22 protein-coding genes are annotated in these 26486 nt (G+C 60.7%); 3 read left to right on the top strand and 19 right to left on the bottom strand.

The genetic code is table 11. The features are described from left to right. Positions 1-51: 51 nt before the first annotated feature. From FGQ67_RS05825 to FGQ67_RS05790, 8 genes are all read right to left on the bottom strand, one after another. On the bottom strand, positions 52-993 hold the full coding sequence (locus FGQ67_RS05825; RefSeq protein WP_138340553.1) for a transketolase family protein: 942 nt from the start codon (positions 991-993) through the stop codon (positions 52-54). Further along, positions 986-1822 carry a transketolase gene (locus tag FGQ67_RS05820; protein WP_199576976.1) on the bottom strand — a complete coding sequence of 279 codons (837 nt, stop codon included), beginning with the start codon at positions 1820-1822 and terminating at the stop codon, positions 986-988. The genes FGQ67_RS05825 and FGQ67_RS05820 overlap by 8 nt, the downstream gene beginning before the upstream one ends. 2 nt (positions 1823-1824) lie before the next feature. Beyond that, positions 1825-3225, bottom strand: coding sequence for an L-fucose/L-arabinose isomerase family protein (locus FGQ67_RS05815; RefSeq protein ID WP_138340552.1), 1401 nt, complete (start codon positions 3223-3225; stop codon positions 1825-1827). Positions 3226-3504: 279 nt separating this feature from the next. Further along, positions 3505-3822, bottom strand: coding sequence for a PTS sugar transporter subunit IIA (locus tag FGQ67_RS05810; RefSeq protein ID WP_138340551.1), 318 nt, complete (start codon positions 3820-3822; stop codon positions 3505-3507). Between the two features lie 2 nt (positions 3823-3824). After that, a complete protein-coding gene (locus tag FGQ67_RS05805; RefSeq protein ID WP_138340550.1) occupies positions 3825-4127 on the bottom strand; it encodes a PTS sugar transporter subunit IIB in 303 nt (100 codons plus the stop codon). Between the two features lie 90 nt (positions 4128-4217). After that, positions 4218-5501 carry a PTS sugar transporter subunit IIC gene (locus FGQ67_RS05800; RefSeq protein WP_171025218.1) on the bottom strand — a complete coding sequence of 428 codons (1284 nt, stop codon included), beginning with the start codon at positions 5499-5501 and terminating at the stop codon, positions 4218-4220. Positions 5502-5584: 83 nt separating this feature from the next. Beyond that, positions 5585-7201: a glycoside hydrolase family 140 protein gene (locus FGQ67_RS05795; protein ID WP_138340548.1), complete on the bottom strand. Its 1617-nt coding sequence runs from the start codon at positions 7199-7201 to the stop codon at positions 5585-5587. Positions 7202-7235: 34 nt separating this feature from the next. Beyond that, entirely contained in the window at positions 7236-8687 is a 1452-nt protein-coding gene (locus tag FGQ67_RS05790; protein WP_249934400.1) for an alpha/beta hydrolase domain-containing protein, read from the bottom strand. 360 nt (positions 8688-9047) lie between these two features. On the opposite strand from FGQ67_RS05790, the gene FGQ67_RS05780 reads away from it, so the two are divergent. After that, positions 9048-9857 (top strand): substrate-binding domain-containing protein, encoded by an 810-nt coding sequence (locus tag FGQ67_RS05780; protein WP_138340545.1) that lies wholly within the window; start codon positions 9048-9050, stop codon positions 9855-9857. Here the strand turns inward: FGQ67_RS05780 and FGQ67_RS05775 are convergent. The 3 genes from FGQ67_RS05775 to FGQ67_RS05765 form a co-directional block, all read right to left on the bottom strand. Next, positions 9854-10864 (bottom strand): LacI family DNA-binding transcriptional regulator, encoded by a 1011-nt coding sequence (locus tag FGQ67_RS05775; RefSeq protein WP_138340544.1) that lies wholly within the window; start codon positions 10862-10864, stop codon positions 9854-9856. The genes FGQ67_RS05780 and FGQ67_RS05775 overlap by 4 nt on opposite strands. 219 nt (positions 10865-11083) lie before the next feature. After that, positions 11084-12058 carry a nucleoside hydrolase gene (locus FGQ67_RS05770; protein WP_138340543.1) on the bottom strand — a complete coding sequence of 325 codons (975 nt, stop codon included), beginning with the start codon at positions 12056-12058 and terminating at the stop codon, positions 11084-11086. A gap of 30 nt (positions 12059-12088) precedes the next feature. After that, positions 12089-13051: a ribokinase gene (locus FGQ67_RS05765; protein ID WP_138340542.1), complete on the bottom strand. Its 963-nt coding sequence runs from the start codon at positions 13049-13051 to the stop codon at positions 12089-12091. 186 nt (positions 13052-13237) lie between these two features. Between FGQ67_RS05765 and FGQ67_RS05760 the strand changes: the two genes are divergently transcribed. Beyond that, positions 13238-15454, top strand: a complete 2217-nt coding sequence (locus FGQ67_RS05760; protein ID WP_138340541.1) for an acyltransferase family protein — start codon at positions 13238-13240, stop codon at positions 15452-15454. Positions 15455-15999: 545 nt separating this feature from the next. Here FGQ67_RS05760 and FGQ67_RS05755 read toward each other — a convergent pair. From FGQ67_RS05755 to trhA, 8 genes are all read right to left on the bottom strand, one after another. Then, the gene (locus FGQ67_RS05755; RefSeq protein WP_138340579.1) at positions 16000-17196 is read right to left on the bottom strand and encodes an NRAMP family divalent metal transporter; all 1197 of its coding nucleotides are present in this window, start codon (positions 17194-17196) and stop codon (positions 16000-16002) included. Positions 17197-17270: 74 nt separating this feature from the next. Further along, complete coding sequence (locus FGQ67_RS05750) at positions 17271-19115, bottom strand: magnesium transporter (RefSeq protein ID WP_138340540.1); 1845 nt, start codon at positions 19113-19115, stop codon at positions 17271-17273. Positions 19116-19443: 328 nt separating this feature from the next. Next, positions 19444-20850, bottom strand: coding sequence for a polysaccharide deacetylase family protein (locus tag FGQ67_RS05745; RefSeq protein ID WP_249934399.1), 1407 nt, complete (start codon positions 20848-20850; stop codon positions 19444-19446). A 72-nt stretch (positions 20851-20922) separates the two neighbouring features. Then, entirely contained in the window at positions 20923-21678 is a 756-nt protein-coding gene (locus FGQ67_RS05740) for a PRC-barrel domain-containing protein (protein WP_117634575.1), read from the bottom strand. Continuing rightward, positions 21678-22067, bottom strand: a complete 390-nt coding sequence (locus FGQ67_RS05735; protein WP_035136593.1) for a YtxH domain-containing protein — start codon at positions 22065-22067, stop codon at positions 21678-21680. The genes FGQ67_RS05740 and FGQ67_RS05735 overlap by 1 nt, the downstream gene beginning before the upstream one ends. 136 nt (positions 22068-22203) lie before the next feature. Continuing rightward, complete coding sequence (locus FGQ67_RS10265) at positions 22204-23037, bottom strand: cyanophycin synthetase family protein (protein WP_229025622.1); 834 nt, start codon at positions 23035-23037, stop codon at positions 22204-22206. A 24-nt stretch (positions 23038-23061) separates the two neighbouring features. Then, positions 23062-24435, bottom strand: a complete 1374-nt coding sequence (locus tag FGQ67_RS05725; protein WP_138340539.1) for a hemolysin family protein — start codon at positions 24433-24435, stop codon at positions 23062-23064. Positions 24436-24545: 110 nt separating this feature from the next. Continuing rightward, positions 24546-25229, bottom strand: coding sequence for a PAQR family membrane homeostasis protein TrhA (gene trhA / locus FGQ67_RS05720; protein WP_171025216.1), 684 nt, complete (start codon positions 25227-25229; stop codon positions 24546-24548). Positions 25230-25415: 186 nt separating this feature from the next. Between trhA and FGQ67_RS05715 the strand changes: the two genes are divergently transcribed. Continuing rightward, on the top strand, positions 25416-26381 hold the full coding sequence (locus FGQ67_RS05715) for an alpha/beta hydrolase (protein ID WP_138340538.1): 966 nt from the start codon (positions 25416-25418) through the stop codon (positions 26379-26381). Positions 26382-26486: the final 105 nt, after the last annotated feature.

Raw genomic sequence — 26486 nt, 5'->3', positions numbered from 1 at the left:
CCCCTTTCAAAATGAATGTGACAAAGGGACTGTCCCTTTGTCACATTCCAATTACTCTGCGGGAAGGAACTCGGCAACGGTCTTGGCAATGCCTTCGCCAGTGAGGCCGTAGTGCGCAAAGACCTCGGGGCTCGTGCCGGTGATGACCGGCGCGTCGGGCAGACTCAGGCACTTGACCGGACGCGGGCAATGCTCGCCCACGACCTGCGCGACCATGGAGCCCAGGCCGCCAAAGGGGCTGTGCTCCTCGACGGTCACGACGACGCGCGTGGCACCGGCGGCCTCGATCACGGCCTCGGCATCGAGCGGCTTGACGCAGTACATGTCGAGCACGGTGGCGGAGATGCCCTGCTCGGCGAGCAGATCAGCGGCGTCCACGGCATGGCGGACCATCTCGCCGGTGGCGACAATCGTCACATCGGTGCCGCGACGCACCCAGGTGGCGCGGTCCATCTGAAACGGGCACTCGCCCTCGGCATACACGTCCTCGACCGGGTTGCGGCCCACGCGGATATAGGCCGGCTTGTTGTCGGCAACCAGTGCGCGCACGAGCTCGGCAGTCTGAAAACGATCGCTCGGCAGATACACGCGCATGTTGGGAATCGCGCTCATGGCAGCGATATCCTGCGCGGAGTGATGGCTCATGCCCAGAGCGCCGTAGGACACGCCGCCCGAAATGCCGATGAGCTTGACGTTGGTGTTGGAGTACGAGACGTCGACCTTGCACTGCTCATACGAGCGCGTGGTCACAAAGGACGCCGGCGAGGCGGCCCAGGCCTTCTTGCCGCACGAAGCCATGCCGGCGGCGATACTCACCAGGTCCTGCTCGGCGATGCCGACCTCGACGGACTGCTGGGGATACTGATCGAAGAACGGCGTGAGCGATGCGGAGCCGCGGGAGTCGGAGCACAGGACGACGATGTCCTTATCGGTCTCGGCGGCCTCGAGCAGCGTGTCGCAGATAACCTTGCGGTTGGCGATCTTGTTAGCCATTGATGGCCTCCTTATGGGCAGCGAAATCGGCGATGATCTGGGCATATTCCTCATCGTTGGGCAGGTGGTGATGCCAGGCGGCTTTGTCCTCCATAACGGGCGAGCCATAGCCCTTCACCGTGTTGAGGATGATGACCGTGGGCTTTCCGCAGGTCTCGGCCGCAAGCGTCAGCGCGGCGTCGATGGCCCGAACGTCGTTGCCCGGAATGGAGAGCACGTTCCAGCCGAAGGCAGCCCAGCGCTCCTCCTGCGAATCCTGCTTCATGACGTCCTCGGTGCTGCCGCTGATCTGCAGGCGGTTGCGGTCCACGAGCGCGCACAGGTTATCGAGCTGGTAGTTGCCACCGCTCATGGCGCCTTCCCAGACCGAGCCCTCGGCAAGCTCGCCGTCGCCCATGATGGTGTAGACGCGGTAGTCGCGGCCGTCCATCTTGCCGGCAAGCGCCATGCCGACGGCCACGGGCAGGCCATGGCCCAGCGAACCGGAGTTCATCTCGATGCCCTTGAGCTTGTTGTTGGGGTGGCCGATGTAGGGGCTGCCGAACTTGGAGAAACGGGCCTTGACGTCGTCGAGGTCCAGATAGCCCTCGTGGCACAGCACCGCGTAGTAGGCCTCCATGGCGTGGCCCTTGGAGAGCACGAAGCGGTCGCGGTTGGGATCGTCGACGGTCTCGGGCGAAATGTTAAGGTGGTTGGCATAGAGGGTCATGAGGGCGTCGATCACCGACATGTCGCCGCCAATATGGCCGCCGGCGCCAGCCATGATGATATCGACGCAATCACGGCGAAGGTCCCAGCGCAGGGACTCAAGCTCTTCGATAGTTGCCATTTCTACTCTCCTCGCAGGTAGGCTTTGACGTCTTCTTCAATGGGGTCGTACAGGTCGGGCTGGATGCCAATGTACTTGCAGGCCTCGTAGAGCACCGGCACCACGTTGGCGTGAATGGCCACGCAGTGGTGAATGTAGGGGCCCTCGACGATCTTGGCCTCAAGGCGCTTGAGGTTTTCGACCTCCACCCACAGGTAGGTGCCCATGCCGGCCGGGCCGTCGATGCCGCGGGCGTTGCCCAGCAGCAGCGAATACTCGCCGTTGTCGCCGTCAAAGCGGGCAAGGGTGAGATCGCCGTGTTTGGCCTCGGCCGTCAGCGCGCCGGGGTGGTCGAAAGCCAGCGGGTAGGTGAGCTTGGGCTTGACGGCCGCGCAGCTGCAGGGCCAGGGGCCGCAGTGCTGCAGCAGCTCGCCGTTCTCGTTATCGGGATGGCGCACGGTCCAGTCGGCGAACATGCCGCGGTGACGGCCCAGGTCGGCGGCCTCGACCATCAGCGCAGTGATGGCGCCGTGGATATCGGTCTCGCATACGATGGGAATGCCCATCTCGTTGAGGATGGCGTTGGCGGCGCAGGGCATAATGCCCAGCTCGTCCTGCAGGGCGTTCCAGCACTGGATGGCGCCGGCGTTGCAGCCGTACTTCTCGACCAGGCGCTTCATAGCGATGGCGAGCCCTGCGACCGCGGGGACCTTGTCCTCGGGTATGCAGATCTCAAAGCTGTGACGAATGTGGTCGAGCATGGCGGCCATGGCCTGCTCGTCGGCCTGAGCGTCGTGCACAGCCTGAACGAGTTCGGTCATGGGGATGGGCGAAAGCTGAATATTGAACTTCTCGAGCAGCTCGCCCTCGTTGCACATGGTGGACCAGAAGTCGAACGGACGGGTCGCCATCTGCAGGATGCGAGTGTGCTTGAAGGTCTTGACCACATTGCATACGGCCAAAAAGTCCCAGACGCCGCGCTCGAACTCGGGGTCGGTCAGGCGGCAGTTGGTCATATAGGTAAAGGGAACCTGGAAGCGGCGCAGAACCTTGCCGGTGGCGAACAGGCCGCACTGGCTATCGCGCAGGCGGGTGCCATCGGGCTCGGGACGCTCGTCACGCGGACCCCACAGCAGCACAGGCAGACCGAGCTCGCGGGCAAGACGGGCGCAAACGTACTCGGTGCCAAAGTTAGCGTGGCACAGCATGATGCCGTCGACGCCTTCGGCGCGGAACTTCTTGACGATAGGCTCGATATGGCTGTCGTCAAAGAGCAGGCCCTCGTCGTTAATGTCGTCGATGTCCACGATGTCGACACCGATCTCGCGCAGGCGGTCAGCCGTCAGGCCGCGATACTTAAGCGCGTCCGGCGCGCTAAAGATGCTGCGGCGCGTGGGCACAAAGCCGAGCTTAATCTTATCCATGTACGTCCTCCCCTAGTTGTATGTTCAGTAAACAGACGCGTGTTTCGTTTTGTTCTGTTTACTAAATGTTTTACTCTTTTGTTTAGAAGTGTAACGCGAAATACCCGTAAACGGTAGAGAAATCAGCCTAAACGGTATGTAAACAAACTGAACATACAAGGGGAACAAAAGAGGGCCCGAAGGGCCCTCCCTATCCGCACATGTATGTAAACGAATCAACACCGCCCTGTTACCGCGAGTACACCACCCACGGTGATAAGCCGGCAGCAAAGTCCGTGGCTACGCGCCCATCTTGCGATAGACGTCCACGAACTCCTTGGCAAGGATGCCAAAGCCCTCGGCGCTCATCAGCTGATCCTCGGCATGGACGACCAAAAGATCGATGCTCAGGTTCTCGCCGGCGGCAGTCTGCTGGACAAGGCCACCATGGGCAGCGTGGCCCTCGGCATAGTGCTGCTGGCCTTCCGTGATCTTTGCCTCGGCCTCTTCGAACTTGCCGTCACGAGCTAGATGAATCGCATCGATATAGCAGCTGCGCGCGCAACCGACGCCTGCAATGATCTGAAAACTCTGAAGCTGAATCTCTTCTGCCGTCATACTTACAGCCCCATCAGTTCCTTGGCCTGAGCCAGAGCCTTGACGCCGTCCATCATGCCGTAGGTGGTCATGGGAATTACGCCGACCGGAACCCCGGGGCATGCGGCGCAAACTTCATCCTTGGCATAGCCAACCTGCGGCCCAAGCAGAATGCAGTCGGCATTGCGGCCAATGGTGGCAGCCTCGTTGACGGCGTGAGCGGACACCTCGCACTCCAGGCCCTCGGCGTCGGCGGCCTTCTTGATGTTCTTCATGATGATGCTCGTGGACATGCCGCCAGCGCACATAAGAACGATGTTTTTCATTGCAGTTCCTTTCCTGTAACCCCTCACAGGGACTTATATGTTTCGGCGATCAACGCGATCGGCCGAACCTTCGAACTTGTGGACAATGACCTACTCGGCAGAAGCCTTTGTAGCAGCTTCCTCGGCCAGTGCCTCCTTATCGGCCATCTTGACGAACGGGATAAACAGCAGTCCGACCAGCAGGATTGCGGCGAGGACGATTGCGACCAGGCCAATGCCGCCCGTAAAGAAGTTGCTGATGGGCAGCGGCACGACAAACGGCATGGAAATGGTCGGGTTAAATGCATTGCCCAGACCGAGCATCAGGCCGACGGCGGCAGCAATGCAGGCCACGGGCTTGAGCAGGATGTAGGGGATGAACATATAAGGGTTCATGGCAATGGGCGTACCGAAGATGATGGGCTCGGAGATGTTGAAGAGTGCGGGCACCAGGGCAATCTTGGAGAGGGCCTTGTAGCGCTCGGACTTGGCCGTGAGCAGCGCAAGCTCCATGCCAAGGGCGTCAACAGAACCGACAGAGAACATGATGATGAACGACAGGTACGGCAGTGGCTGGCCGGCAACGAATGCCTCGGTGTTGGCAAGAGCGCAGGCCTGGATAACCGGCATGTACACGCCCATCAGGACGCTGGGGTGGATACCAAAGAAGAACAGCAGGTTGCACAGCGTAAAGTAAATGACAACGGCCCAGGGGCTGGAGCCCAGGAACATAACGGGAGTGGCAATGGTGCTGTTGATGAGGTTAAAGACATCGCCGAAGCTCGTCATGCCCATGCCCCACTTAACCAGAGCAGCCGTGGTGAAGATAACGATGGCGCAGAACATCGGTGATAGCGAATCGTTAACGAACTGAGGGACGGAATCGGGCATGGGGATGGCGATGTGCTTCATAAGGAAGTTAAGCGCCTTCGGCACGATCAACGCCACGAGCAGCGCAACGAACAGACCCGAGCTGCCCAGATAACGGGTCGCGATAAACGTCGAGCCGTCCTCGGCATGGCCAAGAGGAATCAGCAGGAGCAAAACGCCAATAGCCGCAACCGTCGACGTAAGGCCTTTGTTCTCGAGCACCTTGCCGTAGGAGTACGAGACCGAGGCGCACATGTAGATGGCGCCGAGGTTCATGGTAACGACGAGCACGTCGGTAATCGTCGCCGACATGCCGGTGCTGGCAAGGAACGCCTGCAACGGCGGGATCGGCAGCCCGTTGATAATGGAGAGCAGCGCCACGCCCAGCGTAACGGGCATGGTCGCCATCATGCCGGACATAAGGCCCTTTACGACCTTAAAGCTGCTCACTTTGTGGGCAATGGGGCCCACGTGCTTCTCGAGGAAGCCCTGCATCGAATCGAGAACGCTCATTTTTGTGTTCACTGATCCTCTCTAAACGATTCATCTAGCTGTCAAACGGGAAATTGCGGCCGACTCTTTCCCGCCTATGACCAATGGAAATATGGTTACGCCTTGAGCTCGAGGACGAGGAGCCAATCCCCAACCCCGGGTTTGTCAGGCAGGATGATGCTGCCCGTGGCGGCAAGGGCGTCCTCGCCGTCACGGTATGCGCCCGTGCGAGGGTTAAACCATCGGCTTGCATAGGCAGCGCCCGTCGGCACGCCCTCGATAGCAAGCTTTTGGCGCACGGTATCGCCAAAGTACGCGACGATGCGCGAAAGGTCCTGGTTGGCGGTTGCCAGCGGAGCCTTGTTGGCAAACAGGTTGCCCGCATCGGTCGTTTCGTAGGGAGCGAGCTCCCAGAAGTGATTGTCTTCGTAGAAGGAGCGCATGTAGCCCATCTGGACCGCACCTTCTCCGTCTACCGCCTGGGCCCAAGTAATGCCAAAGCGGTTGAAGATCGCCATAAAGGGGTCGAGCTCCTCAGGGCTTTCCCACACGTTGTCCCAGATTCCCTGGGCTCCGTAGGTATAGCCGGCGCCACCGGCCTGCATGCAGATATACGCCACACGGCGCAGCATGTCTGCGGTGCACAGGCGCGTACCCATCTCCTCGAGCGTCGAGCAAAACTCGTAGAGCGCCTCGCCCTCAACGAAGGGTTTGTCGTCATGAGCTGACAGATAGTCAAAGTAGTCGCTTGCCTTGATTATGTAATCGCCGTGACCGGCTTGGTTGAGCGTAAAGTCCATCCAGGGCTCATCCTGGTAGTAATCGGCAAAGGGGCGCTCGTTGGTATAGTGCGCTGTCGCCAGATGACCATAACCGTCGCGTGCCTCAATCTCCAAGGCGACCTCACGCCAGCCGTCAATCATGGCGGCTCGACCTTCTTTGTGGTAACCGGCAACCTCACCGGCAAGCGTCCACACCATCGGATACGCACCATAGCGCGCCACCAGGTAGCGGGCGAGGTGCTTTTGGTGTTCCACGGCATGCTCGCCGAGAATGGCAAACGCCCACGCTTGCCCAAGCGCATTGACTAAGCCCGCATCGGCGATATAGGCCATACGGCGGTCGAGCTCCCGCTGGTAGAAGGCCACATTAGGCACATCTTCCACACCCTTGGCCATGCCACCGTCAATCCAATAGCGATCACCTGCGCCCATGTCAGAGCGCAGGTTGGTCTGATAGACGGTAAAGCCCTGCTTGGCACGTAGGTCGACCATGCCGCGAAATTGGCTTGTCATGCCGGGGTGGTTCGACGCATCCCAGCTCTCGCGGTAGGCAAACTCCCAATGGGTATCGCCCAGCCAAAAGAACGGCGTACCATCTGAATAGGCAAACATGCGCGAATCGTCTGCAACGCGGATAAAACCGTGGCGATACAGATCGAGGTCGCCCGCGTACGGCACGGCCACGACGCGGCCCGTGCAGCCATTAAGACCGGTCTGCTCGGGAGCCTCGATAACATAGTTCCAGGCACCCAGCTCGGTCGGGGCAAACGACACGCAGTAGGTACGCCCACCATCCCAGTAGGCCTCGCGGCGAATTACCCTGCCACTCGGGCCGGTGAACTCCGCCCAAATCTCAACGTCTAAAAACGGGTTATCGAACGAACAGGCGCTCTCAAACGTCAGTACAACCGGGCGCCAAATCTCGGCAACAGCGGCTTGATTCAACGTCATATCCATTGCAGACCCCTCTCCGGTCTTAGTCCTGCTAGTTCAGTCCTCGCTCACGAGCGGATGCCATGGCAAAGTCAACGATCGCTTGGGCATCCTCGGCACAAATAAAGCCTTGTGACACCTCGATCGCCGTATCGCGCTCACACAGAGCGCGATAGTTTTCGAGCGACCCGTACAGCTCTTTGAGCATCGATGCCGAGAACGACTCCATGTGGCCAAACAGCCCGTCCTTATCGCTCGTTTTATCGACCGTGCCCTGCCCCGGCTCCACCAAGCTCGTGTTGGAGTAGCGGGCAAACGGATGCTCGAGCAGGCAGGTGCGAAGTCCGCCCTTGGTATTTCCCAGGGCATCCTTTACGTTCTCGCCGCTCGCGTCCAGCTCAATGCGTGGACAGGTTGCCGGAGCCGCACCCGTACGGACCCAGCGGAACAGATTGCGGAATGCAGCATGGAACAGATACTGCGACGGATAGGCGTTTGCCTCGGCATGCTTACCGACATACACCGGCAGATGGTCGATACGCTTGAGATCCTCGTCGTCTTGGTAATAGTCGACGTAACTCCACTGCGTATCGTGGGAAGCACCCGTCACCTCGTACAGCCGGTACTTAAAATCGGGATCGTCGCTATCGGGCATAAGCGTGCGCCAACTCTCAAAGCGACCGTTCTCGCTTTCGGTCTGAAGGGCGATAAACGGCTCCTCGACGTGCTCCACACGCAGTAGATGGTGTGCGTATTCCCGGCAGCATTCATACTGGTTGACGGGAATGCACATCGAATGGATGCCGCCGCCAGACAGGTATCCGTCAAACACGCGGCCGTCACGGCGCACCTCCTCGCGATAGGCAAAACTGTTAAGGTAGCGGAACAGATAGGCGCCGGACTGAGACCATCCTGTAAGGCAAATTGCCTGGCGAGGATAGTCGCGGACCGGGTTAAGGTCGGAGTCTCCGCGCAAGAGCCACGCAAGATCGGTCAGCATATCCCAAAACAGGCCAGTCTCGTAGGAGATGTCCATGTCGGGAAGCGCGCCGTCGCGTTCGAGCTGTTCCGGATCAAAGTCAAAGGGCCGCTCGGGAGTTGGGTTTGCCCAGCTCATGAAGGCATAGCGATCGGGATTGAATTCCTTGAGCTTGGCGATGGTATTGGGCTTGCTGGTAATGCCCACATAGATATCGCCAGAGCGCACAAACTCGCCGTGACCCAGAATCCACATGCGCTCGATTTCCATAAACGATGTGGGATTGATGATCTCCACGACCACATTGCCACTCGCTTGCGCCGGATTTTTCGGAGCACGAACAACGATCCGATTGGAATAAGGGGCGTCGGCAGTCATGACCTCCACGCCGCCGTCTTCGTCGGCGGTGCGATACACGTTGGCGGTACCGTCAACGCGATACTCGCGCTCGACGTAATCCTTTGCACTCAGATGACAGTAGCGCTCGGCGCTCGAAAACGGATAGCTCTCATCCGTAATGGGCATTTCAAAAATACCGCTGATTATCTCGTCCCCCTTGCTGTTGCGTTTGCTGAGACAGACTCTACTGGGGACGCTACTTAACTTCTATTGATTCTTAAGTTGAGTTACTAATTATTTAGCTTAATAAACAGCCTGGTGTTAAGCTTATGGTAAGTTCACAAACGTTAGGAACCACCATGGCCGTTACTGCAAAACAAATCGCTGACCAGCTGGGAATTTCGGCAGCGGCCGTTTCCCTTGCACTTAACAATCGACGCGGCGTAAGCAAAAAAAACACGGCAGCTGGTACTGAGCACCGCCGAAGCTCTGGGTTACGACTTTAGTAAGATTAAGTTCGAGCGCCAAAAGAGCGGAACCGTTGCCTTGGTTGCCTTTAACCGGCGCCGCATCTTTACGACCCCCTTCTTCGCCGATATGCTCGCCGGAGTCGAGGGCACCCTTAGACACGCGGGATTCTCGTTTTCGCTGGTGAACTACTCGCCGTTCGAAAACACTCAGCAACAGATCGCCGACATCGCCGAAGCGCAATACGATGGTGTCATCATCCTTGCAACTGAGATGTTCGAGTCGGATTTTATGCCGTTTGCATCGCTGGACTGTCCCCTGCTGCTGTTGGACTCATGCATGAGCGCTGGGGTCGATACGGTCAAGATCGACAATGCCGCCAGCATGATGCTAGCCGTGCAGTACCTGTATTCGAAGTATGGATCTGTCCCCGGGCTGTTAACGACGCCCGTTACCGTGGGCAACTTCACCGAACGACGCTTCGCCTACGAGCACGCCATCGGTCAGCTATCGGGCTCGGAAAAGTGCGGCACCGTCCACGAGCTCGCCGTCGCTCCAGACGAGGCATACGCCGGCATGCTCGACATTATTGATTCGGGCGAACCCCTCGCCCAAAACTACGTCGCTGTCTTTGACGATATAGCTATTGGGGCCATGAAGGCCTTTATCGAGCGTGGTTATCGCGTGCCCGATGACGTACGCATCGTCGGCTTCGACAACAACGCCGGCGGAACCTACGTGCAGCCACAACTGACCACGCTCAATGTTCCTTCGGAGTATATGGGCGCCATCGCCGCACGGCGCCTCGTCGAGATTATCGACGAGGCCGAACACCACCCGCTCAAGATCGAGCTGGGGGCATCGCTCATCAAGCGCCGTTCTGCCTAGAGCTCGCGCACGCTCTGGCGCTCGACAAAATAGGTCGACACGGCCGTTTTGCAGGTATAGCTCTTGGGATTGCGGATGTTGCCCACCAGACGGCGCACCGCGATCTCGCCCACCTCGTGCTTGGGAACATGCACCGTGGTGAGCGGCGGGTTGGAGAAGGCGCCCACGGAAAGATCGTCGAAGCCAATCATCGAGACATCTTCGGGCACGCGAATGCTATGCTCACTCAACGCGCGCATAGCACCCACGGCGAGCACGTCGTTCTCGGCAAAGAAAGCCGTCGGCAGATCGTCGTGCGAGACCGTATCGAGCCAAGCACCCATGTCACGATAGGCGCCCTCGAGCGTGGTGTCCAGCGTGACGCGCCATGTCGGATTGGTCTCAAGGCCCGCGTCCTCAAGCGCTTGGCGATAGCCACGCTCGCGGTCCTTAAAATTGCGGATGCGCAGGTCGCCTGCCAGGTAGCCGATTTGCTTGTGACCCTTCTCGATAAGGTAATCCACGGCACGAAGCACCGAATCGGTGTTGGCAATGACCACGGCATCGAAGTACTGGCGGTCGCTCCAACCGTCAAGCACGATCAAGTGGGCGGCAGCGTTGGCGAACAAAGCGTAGTCTTCCTCGCCCAGCTCGGTGCCCATCAGCACGATGGCGGCAGCCGGGTCGGCGATGAGGCCCTCGACCTGCGGACGTACGGCGTCCAGGTCGCTAAAGTCGAGCGAGACAAAGCTCGTACTCATGCCGTGGCGGCGCGCTTGGCGCTCCACGCCCTCGATGACCGCAGGGTGGAAGGTGCTCTCGTCCAGGATGGCGCCCGTCTTGCGCGCGAGTACAAACTGGATGCTCTCGAGCTGCGTCGACTGCTGGTAGCCGAGCGACTGCGCACACTCCAGGATGACCTTGGCGGTCTCCTCGCTCACGCTGCGCTTGCGGTTGAGCGCATTGGACACGGTTGCGGGCGAAAAACCGGTGATGCGGCTGATCTCGCGGACGCTTGCTTTGGCCATTGTTCCCCCTAGCAACGGTCGTGGTGGAGCATCGGGGCTCGATGGCTCGGCAAATAAACGACCGCAAATTCAATCTAAACAGAGTAGTAAATATTTATGAGCTAGTTTAGCCTGTTGTCAAGCGAAGTGGCACGACTATTCCCCCAACGGGCACATTTACTCGGTAGCTAAAAAAGCCCCGTCCCAAATTGGCTACATGGGACGGGGCGTACGAAACGGTTAGCCTAGGACGCGGGCCATGCGCGTCTTGAACCCGGCAAGGAAGCGCGGGGCGTCAACGGTCAGTGCGACAAGCGCGCTCTTGTCCGGATCGGCCACGCGGCGTTCGTCGCAAATGGTGCGGCCGCGATACTCGCCCAACAGGTCAACGCGTAAATTGCAACCGAGCGCGCCCACGAGCGTGGGGTCAATCGCCACGGCAACGGCCAGCGGATCGTGCAGCGCGCAGCCGCCCAGGTAGGGTGCGTTCATCTCGTACGAACCGATATAGTGCTCGACCATGCCCGCAAACGCGCAGCCCGCCATGGTGCCCGAACCCGTCCAGCCCGCGATATCGCGGCGCGTGAGCACCACACGGTGCGTCACGTCCAGCCCCACCATGGTGAGCTTGCGGCCCGAACGTAGCACGGCATCGGCCGCCTCGGGATCGCTTGCCATGTTGGCCTCGGCGCCCGCACTCACGTTTCCGGGCACGGTCAGGGCGCCGCCCATCACGACCACGCGACCGATAGACATCATCGCCGCCGCATCGCGCTCCAAGGCAAGTGCCAGGTTGGAGAGCGGACCGGTCGCCACGTAGATCAGATCAGGGCCATAGGTGCGCGCGGCATCGATCAGATAATCGACCGCCGCGTTACCGTCGGCCGACGTCGCCCCTACCGGCTCGTACGGCGACGCGGGCACGCTCGCCCCGCCAATGCCGTTCTTGCCGTGGATGAGCGTGGTGGACGCCGGCGGTGTATAGGGCTCAGTCGCCTTAATGGGACGATCGGCGCCCAGGTACACCGGAATCTCGGGGCGACCCAGCAGATCGAGCACTGCCAGGCAGTTGTGCGCCGATTGCTCGACGCGCACGTTGCCAAAGCACGTGGTGATGCCCACGAGCTCCACCTCGGAGCTCGCGATGGCATAGGCAAGCGCCATCGCATCGTCCACGCCCATATCCAGATCAAGGATCAGCTTCTTGATTGCCATTGTTCTACTCCGCTTCTCCGTCTTTATCGTTTAACCAAACCAATGTTCAACTTCGGCGCGCGTGGGAATCGACTGTTGCGCGCCCAAGCGCGACACCGTCACCGCCGAGGCGCGTGCACCCGCCGCCATGCACTCAAAGAGCGGCAAGCCCTCTAGGCGAGCCGCTGCCAACGCGCCAATAAACGTATCGCCGGCGGCCGTGGTATCGACTACCGTGCTCGAAAGTGCCGGCATGCGCAGCAGATCACCGCCATCGCCGAGCGTAACCGAGCCGGCGCCGCCCAACGTGATGACCGCAGCTCCAGCACCCTTGGCGAGCAGGGCATTGAGCGCCGCGGCGCAGCTCTCATCGTCCTTGGGCAGGATACCCGTCAGAACCTGGCACTCAGTCTCGTTGGGGCAGACCAAGTCGACCGCAGGCCAGGCCTCCGCAGGCAACTCACAAGCAGGCGCTGGATTAAAGATCGTATAGAACCCCAGCTCGTGAGCGCAAAAAAGCGCCTCGGCAGTCGCTGCAAGGTCACATTCGCCCTGGGCGATAAAGACGCTTCCGGCAGCCGGGGCAATATCGCTGGCGTCTCCGTCGAGCCCATCGGCCACCAGACGCCCCAGCGCGCAGGCAACGTCCTCGCCCGCGAGTGCATGGTTGGCGCCCGGCGACAGCACGATGCGGTTGTCGCCCTCGCAGCGAATGATGGTCGCCGTGCCCGTCTCCACGTCGTCGCGCCGCGCCACAAAGTCACAGTCCACGCCAGCATCTTGGAGCCCCGCCACGAGCGATGCACCGAACGCGTCGCGGCCGACCGCGCCAATCATGCACGTGCGCGCACCCATGCGCGCGGCGGCGACGGCCTGGTTAGCGCCCTTGCCACCGGCGTTGGTGATAAAACCGCTGCCACCGACGGTCTCACCCGCGCGCGGCATGCGCTCGCACGCCACCGAAAGGTCCATGTTCATGCTGCCGAACACCGCAACGATGCCGCGATCTGCCATGGGAACCTCCTCATCTGCGGGCCTTATGCCCACCGTCGGCCGTCGATCGTGCGCCCTCGCACCTCTATAACTTTAGTTCACTTTGATGTGAACGCGCCCTTGAGGTTGCGCCAGCAGCAAGCATTCACAGGAGCAGGCAGCTACAATGAATATGTGCTGATTATTCTCGTCATTGGATGATGTTTTATGGAGCAATTCCCACCATCGAGCCCACGCGGACCGCGCCGCGCGCCCGATAACCAGGCGCCGCACGAACGCCCGCGCGCCGACCGCCGCACCGGCGAGTCGCGACGCGGCCCGAGCCCGCATCGAACGCCCACCAACAAGGGCGCCCGCACCAACAGCGCCGCAAAAGAACAGGCGCCCGCTCGTCTCAAGTCCCGCTACATTCCCGCCCTCGACGGTCTGCGTACGCTCGCGGTCGTCGCGGTGGTGCTCTATCACCTCAACCTCACGTGGGCTCAGGGCGGCCTGCTCGGCGTCACGATCTTCTTTGTGCTTTCGGGCTATCTGATCACGCGCTTGCTGCTCAACGAAGTCGCTAAGACCGGCCGCATCGACCTTAAGAGCTTCTGGATCCGCCGCATCCGTCGCCTGGTCCCCGCCGTGGTAACGGTAGTGTTCGTGACCTGCGCGCTGTGCACCATCTTTAACCACGTGATGCTCACCAAGATGCGTCCCGACATCCTGCCGTCGCTGCTGTTCTTCAACAACTGGTGGCAGATTGCCCAAAACGTCTCGTACTTCAATGCCCTGGGCGACCCCTCGCCGCTCACGCACTTTTGGTCGCTTGCCATCGAGGAACAGTTCTACCTGATTTGGCCGCCACTGCTGTTTGCCATGGTATCCATGCATGTGAGCAAGCCCAACACGCGCCGCGTGGTTCTGGGCCTTGCCGCGGTATCTGCCCTCGCCATGATGGTGCTTTACAACCCTGCCGCCGACCCCAGCCGCGTGTACTACGGCACCGACACCCGCGTGTTCTCGCTGCTGCTGGGTGCCTGGATGGCCTTTATCCCCGATCGCGATCTGGCGCCCGTGCGCCTCGCACATCGTCTGGGGCTCGACCGCCTGGTTGGCGCCGCCAAGCACGGCAAGAATGCCGAGGGCAAGCCTGGCGAGAAGGCCGACGAATCAGCCAAGACCGCCCCGGCACAGCCGAGCGCCCTCGTGCGCTTTTGGTCCTCGCCCGCATCCATCGATGTACTGGGCGTCGTGGGTCTGGTTGGCCTTGCCGCCATGGTCGCGCTCACCAACGGCTACACCGCGTTCCAGTATCGCGGCGGCACACTGCTATGCTCCATCCTCACGCTCATGGTCATCGCGGCCTGCGTGCAGCCCCAGGGAATGGTTGCCCGCGCGCTGTCCGCCGAGCCGCTCGTGTGGGTTGGCAAGCGCTCGTACAGTATCTACCTGTGGCACTATCCGCTGCTGTTGCTCATGAACCCGGTCGCCAACATCAACGATACGCCCTGGTGGCAGTACATTTTGCAGGTGCTGCTGGTGGTCGCCGTAGCCGAGTGTTCCTATCGCTTTATCGAAACGCCATTTAGGAAGGGTGCCTTCGGCCGCACCGTCGCCGAATTCCGCGATGGCACCACCACGCCCGCCAACTGGGCACGCGCGCACGTCCCTGTCTGCGCAGCCTGCGCTGTCGTGTTGGTCGTTGCACTGGGCGGTCTGATCTTTGTGCCCGAGACGTCTGCGCTGAGCGGCGAGGGCGCCGAAGTTCTGAACAAGGAAGCCAAGAACACCGCGCCCGCCGACCAACAGGCGGCCGACGACACCGACAAGGACAACGACGGCTTCCCCGATGGCTCCTATGACCTGTTGATGATCGGCGACTCCGTGTCGCTGCGCGCCGTTGATTCCTTTGACGGCGTGTTCCCGCACAGCCATATCGATGCCGAAAAGGGCCGCCAGTTTGATGCGGGCCGCGCGACATTTGAGGGCTATCTCCAACAGAACCTTGCCGGCAAGATCGTGGTCTTTGCCCTGGGCACCAACGGCTTGGTAACCGACGACCAGATCGACGCCATCATGGCCGATGCAGGAGATAAGCGTATTGTGGTGTTTGTGAACACGCGCAGTCCGCAGCCGTGGGTTGGCTCTACCAACCAGGCCATCGCCAACACCGCTACGCGCTACAAGAACGTGCGCGTTATCGACTGGTACGGATACAGTGCCAATCGCAACGACCTGTTTGATGGCGATGGCACGCACCTGTCGACCACAGGCGTGACTGAGTACCTCAACTTGATCCACGATGCAGTCAAGAAGGACCTGCCCGTGCATCCCGAGGATCACGTCAACGATCCGCAGCCGGCGGCCGTCAAGTCTGCCACCGACGCGCTCGTCAATGCGCTCGCTCTCAAGCCGCACACGCTGGGCACCGACAAGTAACCTGCGACGCAAACTTCCCACATCCGGAGGGGGTGCCTGCCACGGCAGGCACCCCCTCCGGATGTTAGGGACGTTCCTTATGTGCCGGCACCTAGGGACACTCCTGGCACAGCCGAGGAACGCCCTCCTTGCGACCGAATTCTGAGCGCCTCGCCACCCCGAGCGTTGTTTCTAAGCCCACACCCGCAGCAAACAACCCAAAATCACTCTTTTCGAGCCGACTCCAAGAGGTCGTGGACAAAAAGTGGCAAATATGAGTACTGTTACCGTTTTAGTAGCAGGCAAAACCACCCAAAATGACGTCCGAGCGAACCCTACAACCCCCTAAAGCAGCCAACCTGACTGGTTTAAGGCGTATTGGAGCCAATATTAATGAACATACTATAGGTTATGTTTATTATCTTCTTGGATGTAAATGCTATTCACTTAGCAACAGTACTCATATTTGGCATTTTTTGTCCACTCACATATTACTAACCCCCTATAACAGGCAAAATGCAGGCCGCAACCCATGGCAGCGGCCTGTTTGGAGTCCAAAAGAGGCGCTAAGCGCTGTAGCCCATCGCTTGCAGCACAAACATGACGACCGTCAGCACCGTAATCACGGCGATAGTCGCCCAAGTGAGCACGTTCCACACGCGGCCGTTGCGGTTGGCACCCATAATGTGACGGTCAGCGGCGATAACCACCTGGAACACCAGAACCACGGGCAGCAGCACGCCATTGATGACCTGCGAGGTCATCATAATCTGGAACAGATCGACGCCGGGCATAAGCACCAGCACGGCAGAGATACCGATGATGGCCGTAATGATGCCGCGATAGACCGGGGCCTCGTCCCAGCTGCGGTCGGCACCGCGCTCCCAGCCAAATGCCTCGCAGATAGCGCTCGACGTAACGCCCGGCAGCACGCAGGCGGCCAAGAAGCTCGCCGCGACCAGGCCCGAGGCAAACAGTACCGTGGACCACTGACCCGCAATAGGCTCCAGCGCGCGGGCAGCATCGGCAGCATCGCTGATCTGAATACCCGCCGGGAACAACACCGTACCAGTCGTGATGATAATAAAGCCGGCAATGACATCGGCGGCAAGCGAGCCGCTCACGGTATCGATGCGCTGCAGCACGATATCGTCCTCGCCCGCGTTCTTATCGACCACGTTGTTCTGCGCCAAGAAAATCATCCACGGCGCGATGGTGGTACCGATCGTCGCGACCACGAGCGACACGTAGCTGGGGTCATTTTGAATGTTAGGCACGACCAGGTCGACCGCGACCTCACCCCAGTTGGGGCCAGCCATAAACGCGGCGACAATATAGGTCACGAACACGCAGCTCACCAGCAGCAGAATCTTCTCGATGCGCTGGAAACTACCCGACATGGTAAGCATCCACACCAGCAGCGCCACCAACGGCACCGAGATGCTCGCCGGGACACCAAAAAGGGCAAGGCCGCTCGCGATACCCGCGAACTCCGAGATAGTCACGGCCGTGTTGGCAATCAGCAGCGCCGCCATGGCGAGCACGCTCTTGCGCACGCCAAAGCGTTCGCGGATGAGCGACGCCAGACCCTTAGCCGTCACGCAACCGCAACGGGCCGCGGTCTCCTGCGTCACGATGAGCAGCACAGTCATGACGGGAAGCATCCAGAGCATCTTGTAGCCATAGCTGGCGCCCGCGCTGGAATACGTGGCGATGCCGCCGGCGTCATTGCCCGAAAGCGCCGCCAGCAGACCGGGACCCATAGCGCCAAAGATGGCCGCGATGGTCAACTTTTGCTTGGTGCCCGACTTTTGCTTGGTATTTTGCACGCGACCACCTAACCCATGACCGACATGGTGAGCAGCACCGCAGCGGCGCAGTACGCTACGCACGAGATCATGACGGCAATAACGTTCATGGCGGTGCCCGACGTGTTGAGGTCATGCTCGTCACGCCAGAACAGCACCATCAGGTAAATCACGGCGCTCATGTTGCCAATCAGGCAGACGATGGCCGCAATGTTAAAGCAGCCGGTAAAGAGCTGTTCCTCAAACATGGGCGCGTCGGGGAACGCGGCGGTGCGCACCAGCTGGGCGCACAGGTAGGTCACGAGCGACAGGATCAGGCCCATGCCCGTGCTCTGGAAGAAGAACCCCAGATACGGCTTGGGCTCGTCATCGTGACCGTCATACTCCAGGAAGTAGTTCTTGACGAACGACACCATGCGCGAGGCCGCCAGCAGCACGAGCGGCATGGCGCACATGGGGAACACCACCAGATGCGCGGAGCCGAGCGCCGTCCCCAGCACCGTTGCCATGATGCACGAGGCAATGCCCCACACGACAACCCAGTACTGGCGATGCACGAACCAGCTGAGCACATTCGTCGAGTCGTCGGAGGCGCTATCGCCCGAGCCGACGCCTGCGATCTGCAGGTCCTCCTGGTGCTCCTCGGCGATAACGTCCATGGCGTCATCAAAGGTCACGATACCCAGGATATGACGGTTCTCGTCGCAGACAGGGATGGCAACCAGGTCGTACTTGGTCATCTCGTCCGTCACGTCTTCCTGGTCCTCGTCGGGCGACACATAGACCAGGTCGCGATAGGCCAGCTGACCCAGCGTGGCGTCGCGGTCGGCCACGATCAGCGTGCGCAGCGAAAGCACGCCGGTCAGCATGCCGCTCGGATCCTCGGTATAGACGTAGTAGACGCTCTCGAAGTCCTCGTCGAGCTCGCGAATCGCCTCGATGGCGTCACCGACCGTTGCCGTAGCAGGCAGGGAGACAAACTCCGAGGTCATGATGCGGCCGGCGGTGTTGTCCTCGTAGCCCAGCAGATTACGAATCGCCTTCTCCTCCTTGACGCCCATCAGGCGCAAGAGCTTCTCGGCCTTCTCGTAATCGAGCTCGTCGATCAGATCGGCGGCGTCGTCCGGGTCCATCATGGCCAGCATCGACGATGCGTCGGTGTCGGACAGACCCTCGAGCATCTCGGTCATAAGCTCATCGTCATCGAACTCCGAGATGGCCTCGGCGGCCTGGGCAGTATCGAGCTGCGCAAACACCTGCGCACGTAGGCGCGGGTCGAGCTGCTCGATAATGTCGGCGATGTCGGCAGGGTGCAGCTCGCCGAGCGTCTTGTGCGACACCGAGAGTTGAATGTTCTTGGTCGAGCGGTCGAGCAGGTCCATGTAGGACCAAGCGATGATGTCCTCACTGAGCGGCTTGCCCAGGTGCTTCATAAAGCCTTCGACGATATGCTCGAGCGCGGGGCTGATGGCGCGTAGCAGACCGCGGGCACCGACCTCGGCGCCCAGCAGGCGCAGCTGATTTTCGCCCGACATGGAAAACTTGATGTCGTTGACGCGCACGACCTTCATGCCCTGCGTGTCGACAATCTGCTTGTTGAGCACGTCGCGGGCAAGCAGGAGCTCGGTCGGCTGCAGGTACGAAAAACGGATTTCGGTGGCCGGCGACTTAAGGTGTACGCCCGTCTCGTCGATACGGTCGACCCATTTGCGCCAGCTGATCATAAACGGCGTCTTGCCGGGTCCGCGGAACGCGAGCGACGTCACGTGCGGAAAAACTTCGCCGGTAGCAATGCCAAAATCGTTCACAACGCCGAGCTTTTCGCCGTCGACGTCCAAGACCGGCAATTTGAGCATCTCACTCAGATAATTCAATGGTGCTCCCCATCATTATTCCTCCGGACGCGGCCGCGCGTGCGGCGTCCGGGGGCTTCTGGATATGTATACGCATGCGCGGGCGGCACGCCGCTCGACGCTTACACCCCGTGCATGCGCAGAAAGCACCTGCATGGGGTCATCGACTGTATGGTCGAGGTTTGGATTTCACCTGTAACCTTTCTCTTGACCCTCATTAACCGCAGTAACTATAGCATCAGCATCGCCCTGCGGCATCGAATTTATGCGCTGCACATTGCAGGCATACCAAACGCTGACGCATCCGTGACATAGTCATTGGGGACGTTCTTAAATGACTACCCAATGACTACTCTGTGGTGTCGTCGTCCTCGACAAGTTGGGGGAACACGGCGTCCTTGGGCATGGTGGCCTTCGTCAGCGAGGTGAGCTTTTTGCTCAGCGACGTGTCCGTCTTGACCAGGTCGCTGAGCGTCACAATCTTGTAGCCGTCGGCAATGAGGCCGTCGATAATCTGCGGCAGCGCCTCGAGCGTCTGCTCGGCGCATTCGTCTCTATCGGTGAGCAGCACGATATTGCCCGGCGTCACCGAATCGAGCACCGTCGAGACCTGCTCGTCGGCACCGTTGAGCAGCCAGTCGCCCGAGTCAATATTCCACGAGACCACGGCGGAGACCAGGTCCATCGCATCAATCCAGTTTTGCTCGTCAAAGGCAGCGTAGGGAGCACGCAGCAGCATCGTCTTCACACCGGTCGCCGACTTAATCGCATCGGTGCCTTTCGTGATCTGTTCGCGTACCGCCTCACGGTCCTGACCCTTGAGCGAATCATCGCTGTAGCTGTTGGATCCGATCTCGTACCCGGCATCGACAATCGCCTTGGCCGCGGCAGGCGAGGCCTCGGCCGCATCGCCCGAAAGGAAGAACGTCGCGGTGACGCCCTTTTCCTTGAGCACCTGCAAGATCTGCTTGGTAGCGCCGCTCGGACCCTCGTCAAACGTCAGCGCCACGTACTTTTTGTTGCCCTTGGGCGCCACGCTGGCGCACGCAACAACGCAATCGGTGGCGGGCACAACCTCGCCGCGGTCTTGCGTCTTGCCCGACTGCTCACCAACCCACACCTCGGAGCGGCCCCGGACACCCCACGTCTGCACATACTCGATAGCGCCCGTACCCTCGACCTTGAGCTTGGGCTCGATAACCATAGCCTGAACCTCGTGCTTCTCGTAGGTGTTACGGCCATCCTTGACCGTCACCTTCTCGCCGCCCTCAAGTTCGCGGCTATCCCATTTGCCCTGCTTCACGCGCTTGCCGTCGACCTTCACCGACAGCTTTTCGCCCCCATGGCGCTTGAGCACGCTGTCATCGACGGCCAGCAGGTCGCCTGCGTCGTAGGTGTCAGTCAACTCCTGGTCGTCGATGAGATTCTGCAACGTAGAGCCCACGCGCACCGCGGTCTTTTGCCCGTTGAGCTCCACGTCCACGCTGCGGTTGACGTAGCCCACGACGGCAGCGATAAACAGCACGAGCGCGCAACCCACGGCGATAAGCGCATAGGGCAGACGGGACGGTCGGCGCGGCGAGCGCCCGTTGCCGATGCGCGCGCTGCGATCGCTAAACCCGCGGCTATGGTTGAGGTACATCGCGCCGGGCTTACGGCGGCGACGGCGCTGACCGCTGGGCAGCTGCCCCAGGTCGCGGCGCGCCGTCGGACGCGCACCCGAACGCCCGTTTAAGTTGGATCCGTTTTGGCGCATGTGCCCTCCCCCATAAACACAGCAAGCCGGAGCAACAGGTCTCCGGCTTGCCTCCCATCATTTGGTACGTCGCTATTTTGTAGCTTTTGACGAGCCTCCGCTCGCCTTTTGGTATTCGTCCTTAAAGGCCTTGAACATGCCGCGCGTCTTACCGAGCTGCTTGCCCAGTGCGCGACTGCCCTTGTCCACGGCAACCGATCCCTTGTCATCGAGCACCTTGGCGCCCTTCTTGACCTTATCGCCCACCACGACACTGGCCTCGGCAGCCTTGGCGGCCGCGCCGCCCGAATACCCGAGCGCCTTGACCTCGTCCGAGACAATCATCGCGCCGTTCTCGTAGCCGCGCAGCATCGTCGGCGGCACCTGCGTGTCACCAACCAAAACACTCGAAGCAGCACCGGCGGTCACATAGAATGCCTGCACGATGCCCGAGCGTGGCTTGAACTCAACGTCCGAGCAATAGCCCACGACGTCGCCCGATTCCGTGCGCACGTCCATACCGACCCAGATAATGCAATCGTCCAGGTTGATGTCGAGGCGCTTGGCGGCGGCGGCATCGTACGTGTCCTTGACGTCATCGACCGCAATGGCGCCCTCGTAGACACCAATGGCGTCGAGCGCTACGAATCGGTCGGGGCGCTCGATCATGCCCGCGATATCGGACTGGCGGACCATAAAGCCGACCACGCGCGTACCGCCCGGAGTAAAGACCGGAAAGTGAATCTTTCCGAGCTTTTTAGGGCTGCGCGGCGTGCCGTCCTTTTTGGTGCGCTTGTCCTCGGTAGGCTTGCGATAGATCTTGGCGCCGACAAAATCCCCGGCGCGCATTATGCCTCGGTCGAGGGCTCCGCAGCCTCGGTATCAGCCTCGACGGCGTTCTCGACCACGACGTCAGCGGCAGGCGTCACGTTGCCGCCCGAAATGGCGTCGTTGAGCTGCTCGCGCAGCTGGTCCATGCGCTCGCGGGCCAGGTCGACCTTGGCGCGCAGGTCATCGGTCTTGGCGTCGACCATCGGGCCAAAGTCATTCACCGCAGCACGGGCCTCCTCGGCGCTGTGCTCGTAGGTGTCGCGCATATTGTCCCAGGCGTCGTTGGCGATATCGGCAGCCATGGCGCGGGTCTCGGCGCCCGAGCGCGGGGCCAGAGCAACGCCGACAATAGCGCCGGCAGCGGCACCAAAAAGTGCGCCGGAGACAAAGCTGAAAGTCTTACCCATGATCATTCCTCTCCTGCAGGCACGTCGGTGCCCACCGTTTGAATGCTGTCCATTATACCCGCAGCGCATCACTTGCCGCTCCGCTCATCTGCGTACGGCAAAGGCGCAGGTACGTGATGGTGATAAACGCGTAGGCCTACTCTTGGGGCATAGCCGGCATGGCCACCGTGGCACCCGGGTCCTCGCCGGCGCCGTCCACGAGCGGCAGGCCGCCCTCATGCGCAGGTCCTGCCGGAACCGTCGCAGCACCGCCAAAGACGGCAGCGGAGGCCTCATGGTTCTCGGCAACCGCGCCCTCGGTATCAATCGCCACCTGGGGCTCGTCGTCAAAGTTGGGGACGCCCTGGGGCTCGGCGGGAACGGGCTCGGCGGTCGCATCGGCAACGGGCTCGGCGTCGACCGGCACATCGCCCTCGTCAGCGCCCTCGTCCTCGGCAGCATCTTCGCCGTTCGCAGCGGCGACGGCCTCGTGAGGATCCTTGCCCTCGGCCTCGGCGCGCATGCCCAGTACCAGGTTGCGCAGGCCCGCGACCGTGCCCTCCACGTCGGGGGCAGGCTGGTCGGCGTGCAGGTACGCCCAGTCCATCATAAAGGTTGCCGACGACAGCGCACCGATGGCCAGCGCGTCGTCGGGGCACGAAAGCTCAACCTCAAAGACGCGCTCGTCGTGCTCGCTTACGCGCGTGCGGCCGCACGAAATGCTGCCGGCAAGACCGGTCTCGTTCATGAGCTCGACCGTCACGTGCTCCAGCAGGTGGCAGAGCTCGGTCTGACCCATGCAGTCCTGGAACTCGCGGCCGGAATCGCCCAGGCACAGGTGCTTGGCAATCGCCGGCACCAGGTAGTACACGCGCGCCGTGGCCTCGATGTCCTCCGAGGTCATGAGCGGCATGCCGGGGTTCACCAGCACGTGCGCGCAGATCTTGTCCTCACTGACGGTGACCTTAAGGATGTTGAACAGGCCTGCCATAACTCTCCCCTACTCTTCCTTGCCCTACTCGTCGCCGTCGTGCGGATTCGCGGAACCCGCACCCGACGTCGTCGGCTCGTTTACCGAAGACTCGGAATCCTTCTTATCGGTTTCGGCCGGAGCGATCACGCGAATGAGCGAGATGCGCTGGCCACGCATCGACTGCACTTTAAACTTGTACCCCGCGACCTCAAACACCTCTCCGATGTCGGGCACCGAGTCACAAAGCTCCAAGATCCAGCCGGCGATGGTCTCATAATCATCGCTTTCCTCGAGCGGCCAACCAAGCTCAATCGCGTCATCGCACGAAAAACGCCCATCGACGAGCCACTCGCGGCGCGAAAGGCGCGTGAGGTACTTGTTGTCGGGGTCGAACTCGTCCTCGATCTCGCCCACGATCTCCTCGACGATGTCCTCGATGGTGATGATGCCGGCCGTGCCGCCGTACTCGTCCACGACCACCACGATCTGGTCGTGCGAGGTCTGCATCTCGGACAGCAGCGGCAGGATGTCCTTGGTGTCGGGCACAAAGGCGGCGTCGCGCAAAAAGCCGGCGATGGGCTGGTCACCCTTGCCGTCGAGCGCGGGCTGGATCAGGTCCTTGATATGTGCGATACCCGCCACGTTGTCGGGATCCTCGTGGTAGACGGGGATGCGGCTGAAGCCAGTCTGGCGCATGGTGGACAGCACGTCGGCGACGGTCTCGTCGTCCTCGCACATGGTGGTGTCCACGCGCGGCACCATGACCTCGCGGGCAACGGTGTCGCCTAGGTCGAAGATCTCGTGGATCATGCGCTTTTCCTCGTCGAGCAGGTCGTCCTGCTCCGAGACCATGTACTTGATCTCTTCTTCAGAGACGTTCTGACGGTCGTCGGCACTCTTGATGCGCAGGATGCGGGCCAGGCCATCGGAGCAAGCGCCAGTCAGCCACACGAGCGGATGGGCGATCTTTTGGAAAAACGACAACGGTCCCACGACCTGCTTGGACACGCCCTCGGCATTGGCCAGGCCGATGCGCTTGGGCACAAGCTCGCCGATCACGATGGACACGAAGGCGACCGCGACGGTGATGATGACCGGCGCCAGGCCGCGCGCGATGGCGGAGAGCGGCGCGATGCCAAAGCTCATGAGCCATGTGGCGAGCGGGTCGGACAGGCTCGTCGAGGCAACGGCGGACGAGGCGAAGCCCACGAGCGTGATGGCGACCTGAATGGTGGCCAGCAGCTGGTCGGAGTCGGCGGCAAGCTTAATGGCGTGCTCGGCGCGCTTGTCGCCCTCCTCGGCATCGTGCTCCAGCACGGCGCGCTTGGCCGTGGTGAGCGCCATCTCGGACATAGAGAAGTAGCCGTTGATGAGGGTCAAAACGAGGGTAGTGATAAGGGAGATGGTTATGTCCATCGGGAGTTTCTCGAACCTCCAAGATTCGGGACGTTAGGTCAAAACGTTGATGACGGATACGGCAATTGCACCGGCGCCCAAACGAGGACGCGGGCGCGCAGGCGTGATCGCTAAATTACGAAGAGAATCACCGCCATGAACTGGAAGATACTGCCGGCGAGCACCCACAGGTGGAACACGCTGTGCAGATAGCGCACGTTTTTGGCGATATAGAACGGCACGCCCACGGTGTAGCACACGCCGCCGACGGCGAGCAGGGCAAGTGCCACGGGGTTGAGCAGTGCCACCAGGTCGGGCAGCTTAAAGACAACGAGCCAGCCCATCAGCAGGTAGACCAGGCCACTTACCCAGTGCGGTTGACGCTCGCGCATAAAGCACTCGAGGGCGATGCCGATAATGGCGATGGCCCATACGGCAAAGAACAGCACAGGGCCGCCGTCGTTTGCGAGCGTGATAAGGCAAAACGGGGTATAGCTGCCGGCTATGAGCAGGTAGATGCAGCTGTGGTCGATGATGCGAAACACGCGCTTGGCGCGCGCGGGCTGAATCGCGTGGTAGAGCGTGGAGGCTAGGTATTCGAGGATGATGCTGACGCCATAGACAATTGCCGCAGCCATGTGGGCCGGGCCTCCGCCGCGCAGGGCAGCGAATACGATCAGGAGCACCAGGCCCGCGATACCCAGCAGACAGCCGACACCATGGGTGACGGAGTTCATGATCTCCTCACCCACCGTGTAGTGTGGAACGGCCGCGGTCTTGGGTCGCGGCTTAGAACTGTCGCTCGAATCGGACATGCCGGTTACATCCTCCAACGTAAAGAGTTCTCAACACTATATCAAAGCGTCTGGGTGCGTGCGAAATTTGCACCATACGTGACCCTTTGTTTACCCATTCTTTGCCTGTTGACGCATCAACGGTGAACGTCCATAATGCGCTTGCATTAAATGTTGATGTATTAACATCTTATAGGAAAGCTTCTTATGTCTCAAAACGCACGTTCCCATCGAAAGCTCAAGATAGCCGGCATCGTTGCGCTGGTGCTCGTTGTCGCGCTGCTGGGGTTTGCCGGCAACTTCTTGTTCGACTTTGCCCTGAATCCCCAAGCGCCCTACACCATGAAGATGATGCAGGACGGCAAGGACGCCGAAAAGGGCGAGCAGATGGACGTCGAGGAGACCGAGGCGCGGGCGTGGTTTAAGGAAAACCGCGAGAGCAGCAGCCTCGCCGCGGACGACGGGACCGAGCTTGCCGCCTGGTATTTTGCTGCGTCGGAGAGCACGCACGACTACGCCGTTTGCCTGCATGGATATACCAACGAGCCCATCGGTATGGCCCGATACGTCAAGCGATTCCACGACCGCGGCATGAACGTGCTCGCACCTGCCGCCCGCGCCCACGAGCGTTCCGGCGGCGATTATATCGGCATGGGCTGGCCCGAGCGTCTCGACATCGTCGCATGGATCGAGCGAATCGTTCAGGCTGACCCCGAGGCGCGCATCCTGGTCTTTGGCGAGTCGATGGGTGCGGCAACCGCCATGAACGTCGCGGGGGAGTCTCTGCCCGCAAACGTAAAATGCATTATCGAGGACTGCGGTTATACGAGTGTTTGGGACGAGTTTTCTCTGCAACTCAAGGACGTGTTCGGCCTGCCCAGCTTTCCCTTGCTCGATGTAGCAAACTTGGTGTGCAACGTGCGCGCGGGCTACGACTTTCATAAGGCGAGCAGTGTGGAGCAACTCAAACACGCGACAGTTCCCATGCTGTTTATCCACGGCGACCAGGACACCTTTGTGCCGTACAGCATGCTCGACCAAAACTACGACGTGTGCGCCAGCAAGGTCAAGCAAAAGCTCACTATCCATGGCGCCACCCACGCCAAGAGTGCGCAAGTTGACCCCGAGCTCTACTGGAATACGGTCGACGACTTCCTCGACAAGAATTTTTAGGCAAAAAGCAACGTCTGGGGTTTTGTTGCCAAAAATCGGTTTGCGGTCGGCGGTATTCGTTTTTTCACCGCACTTCCGAAAAGCCGCCCGCGAGCGTTGTGCTCG

Origin of the sequence: Collinsella aerofaciens, assembly GCF_005845035.1 — a bacterium.
In the GTDB taxonomy this organism is placed as follows: domain Bacteria; phylum Actinomycetota; class Coriobacteriia; order Coriobacteriales; family Coriobacteriaceae; genus Collinsella; species Collinsella aerofaciens_I.
Note: the sequence above shows the minus strand (reverse complement) of the source record. Positions and strands in the feature narration are given on the sequence as shown.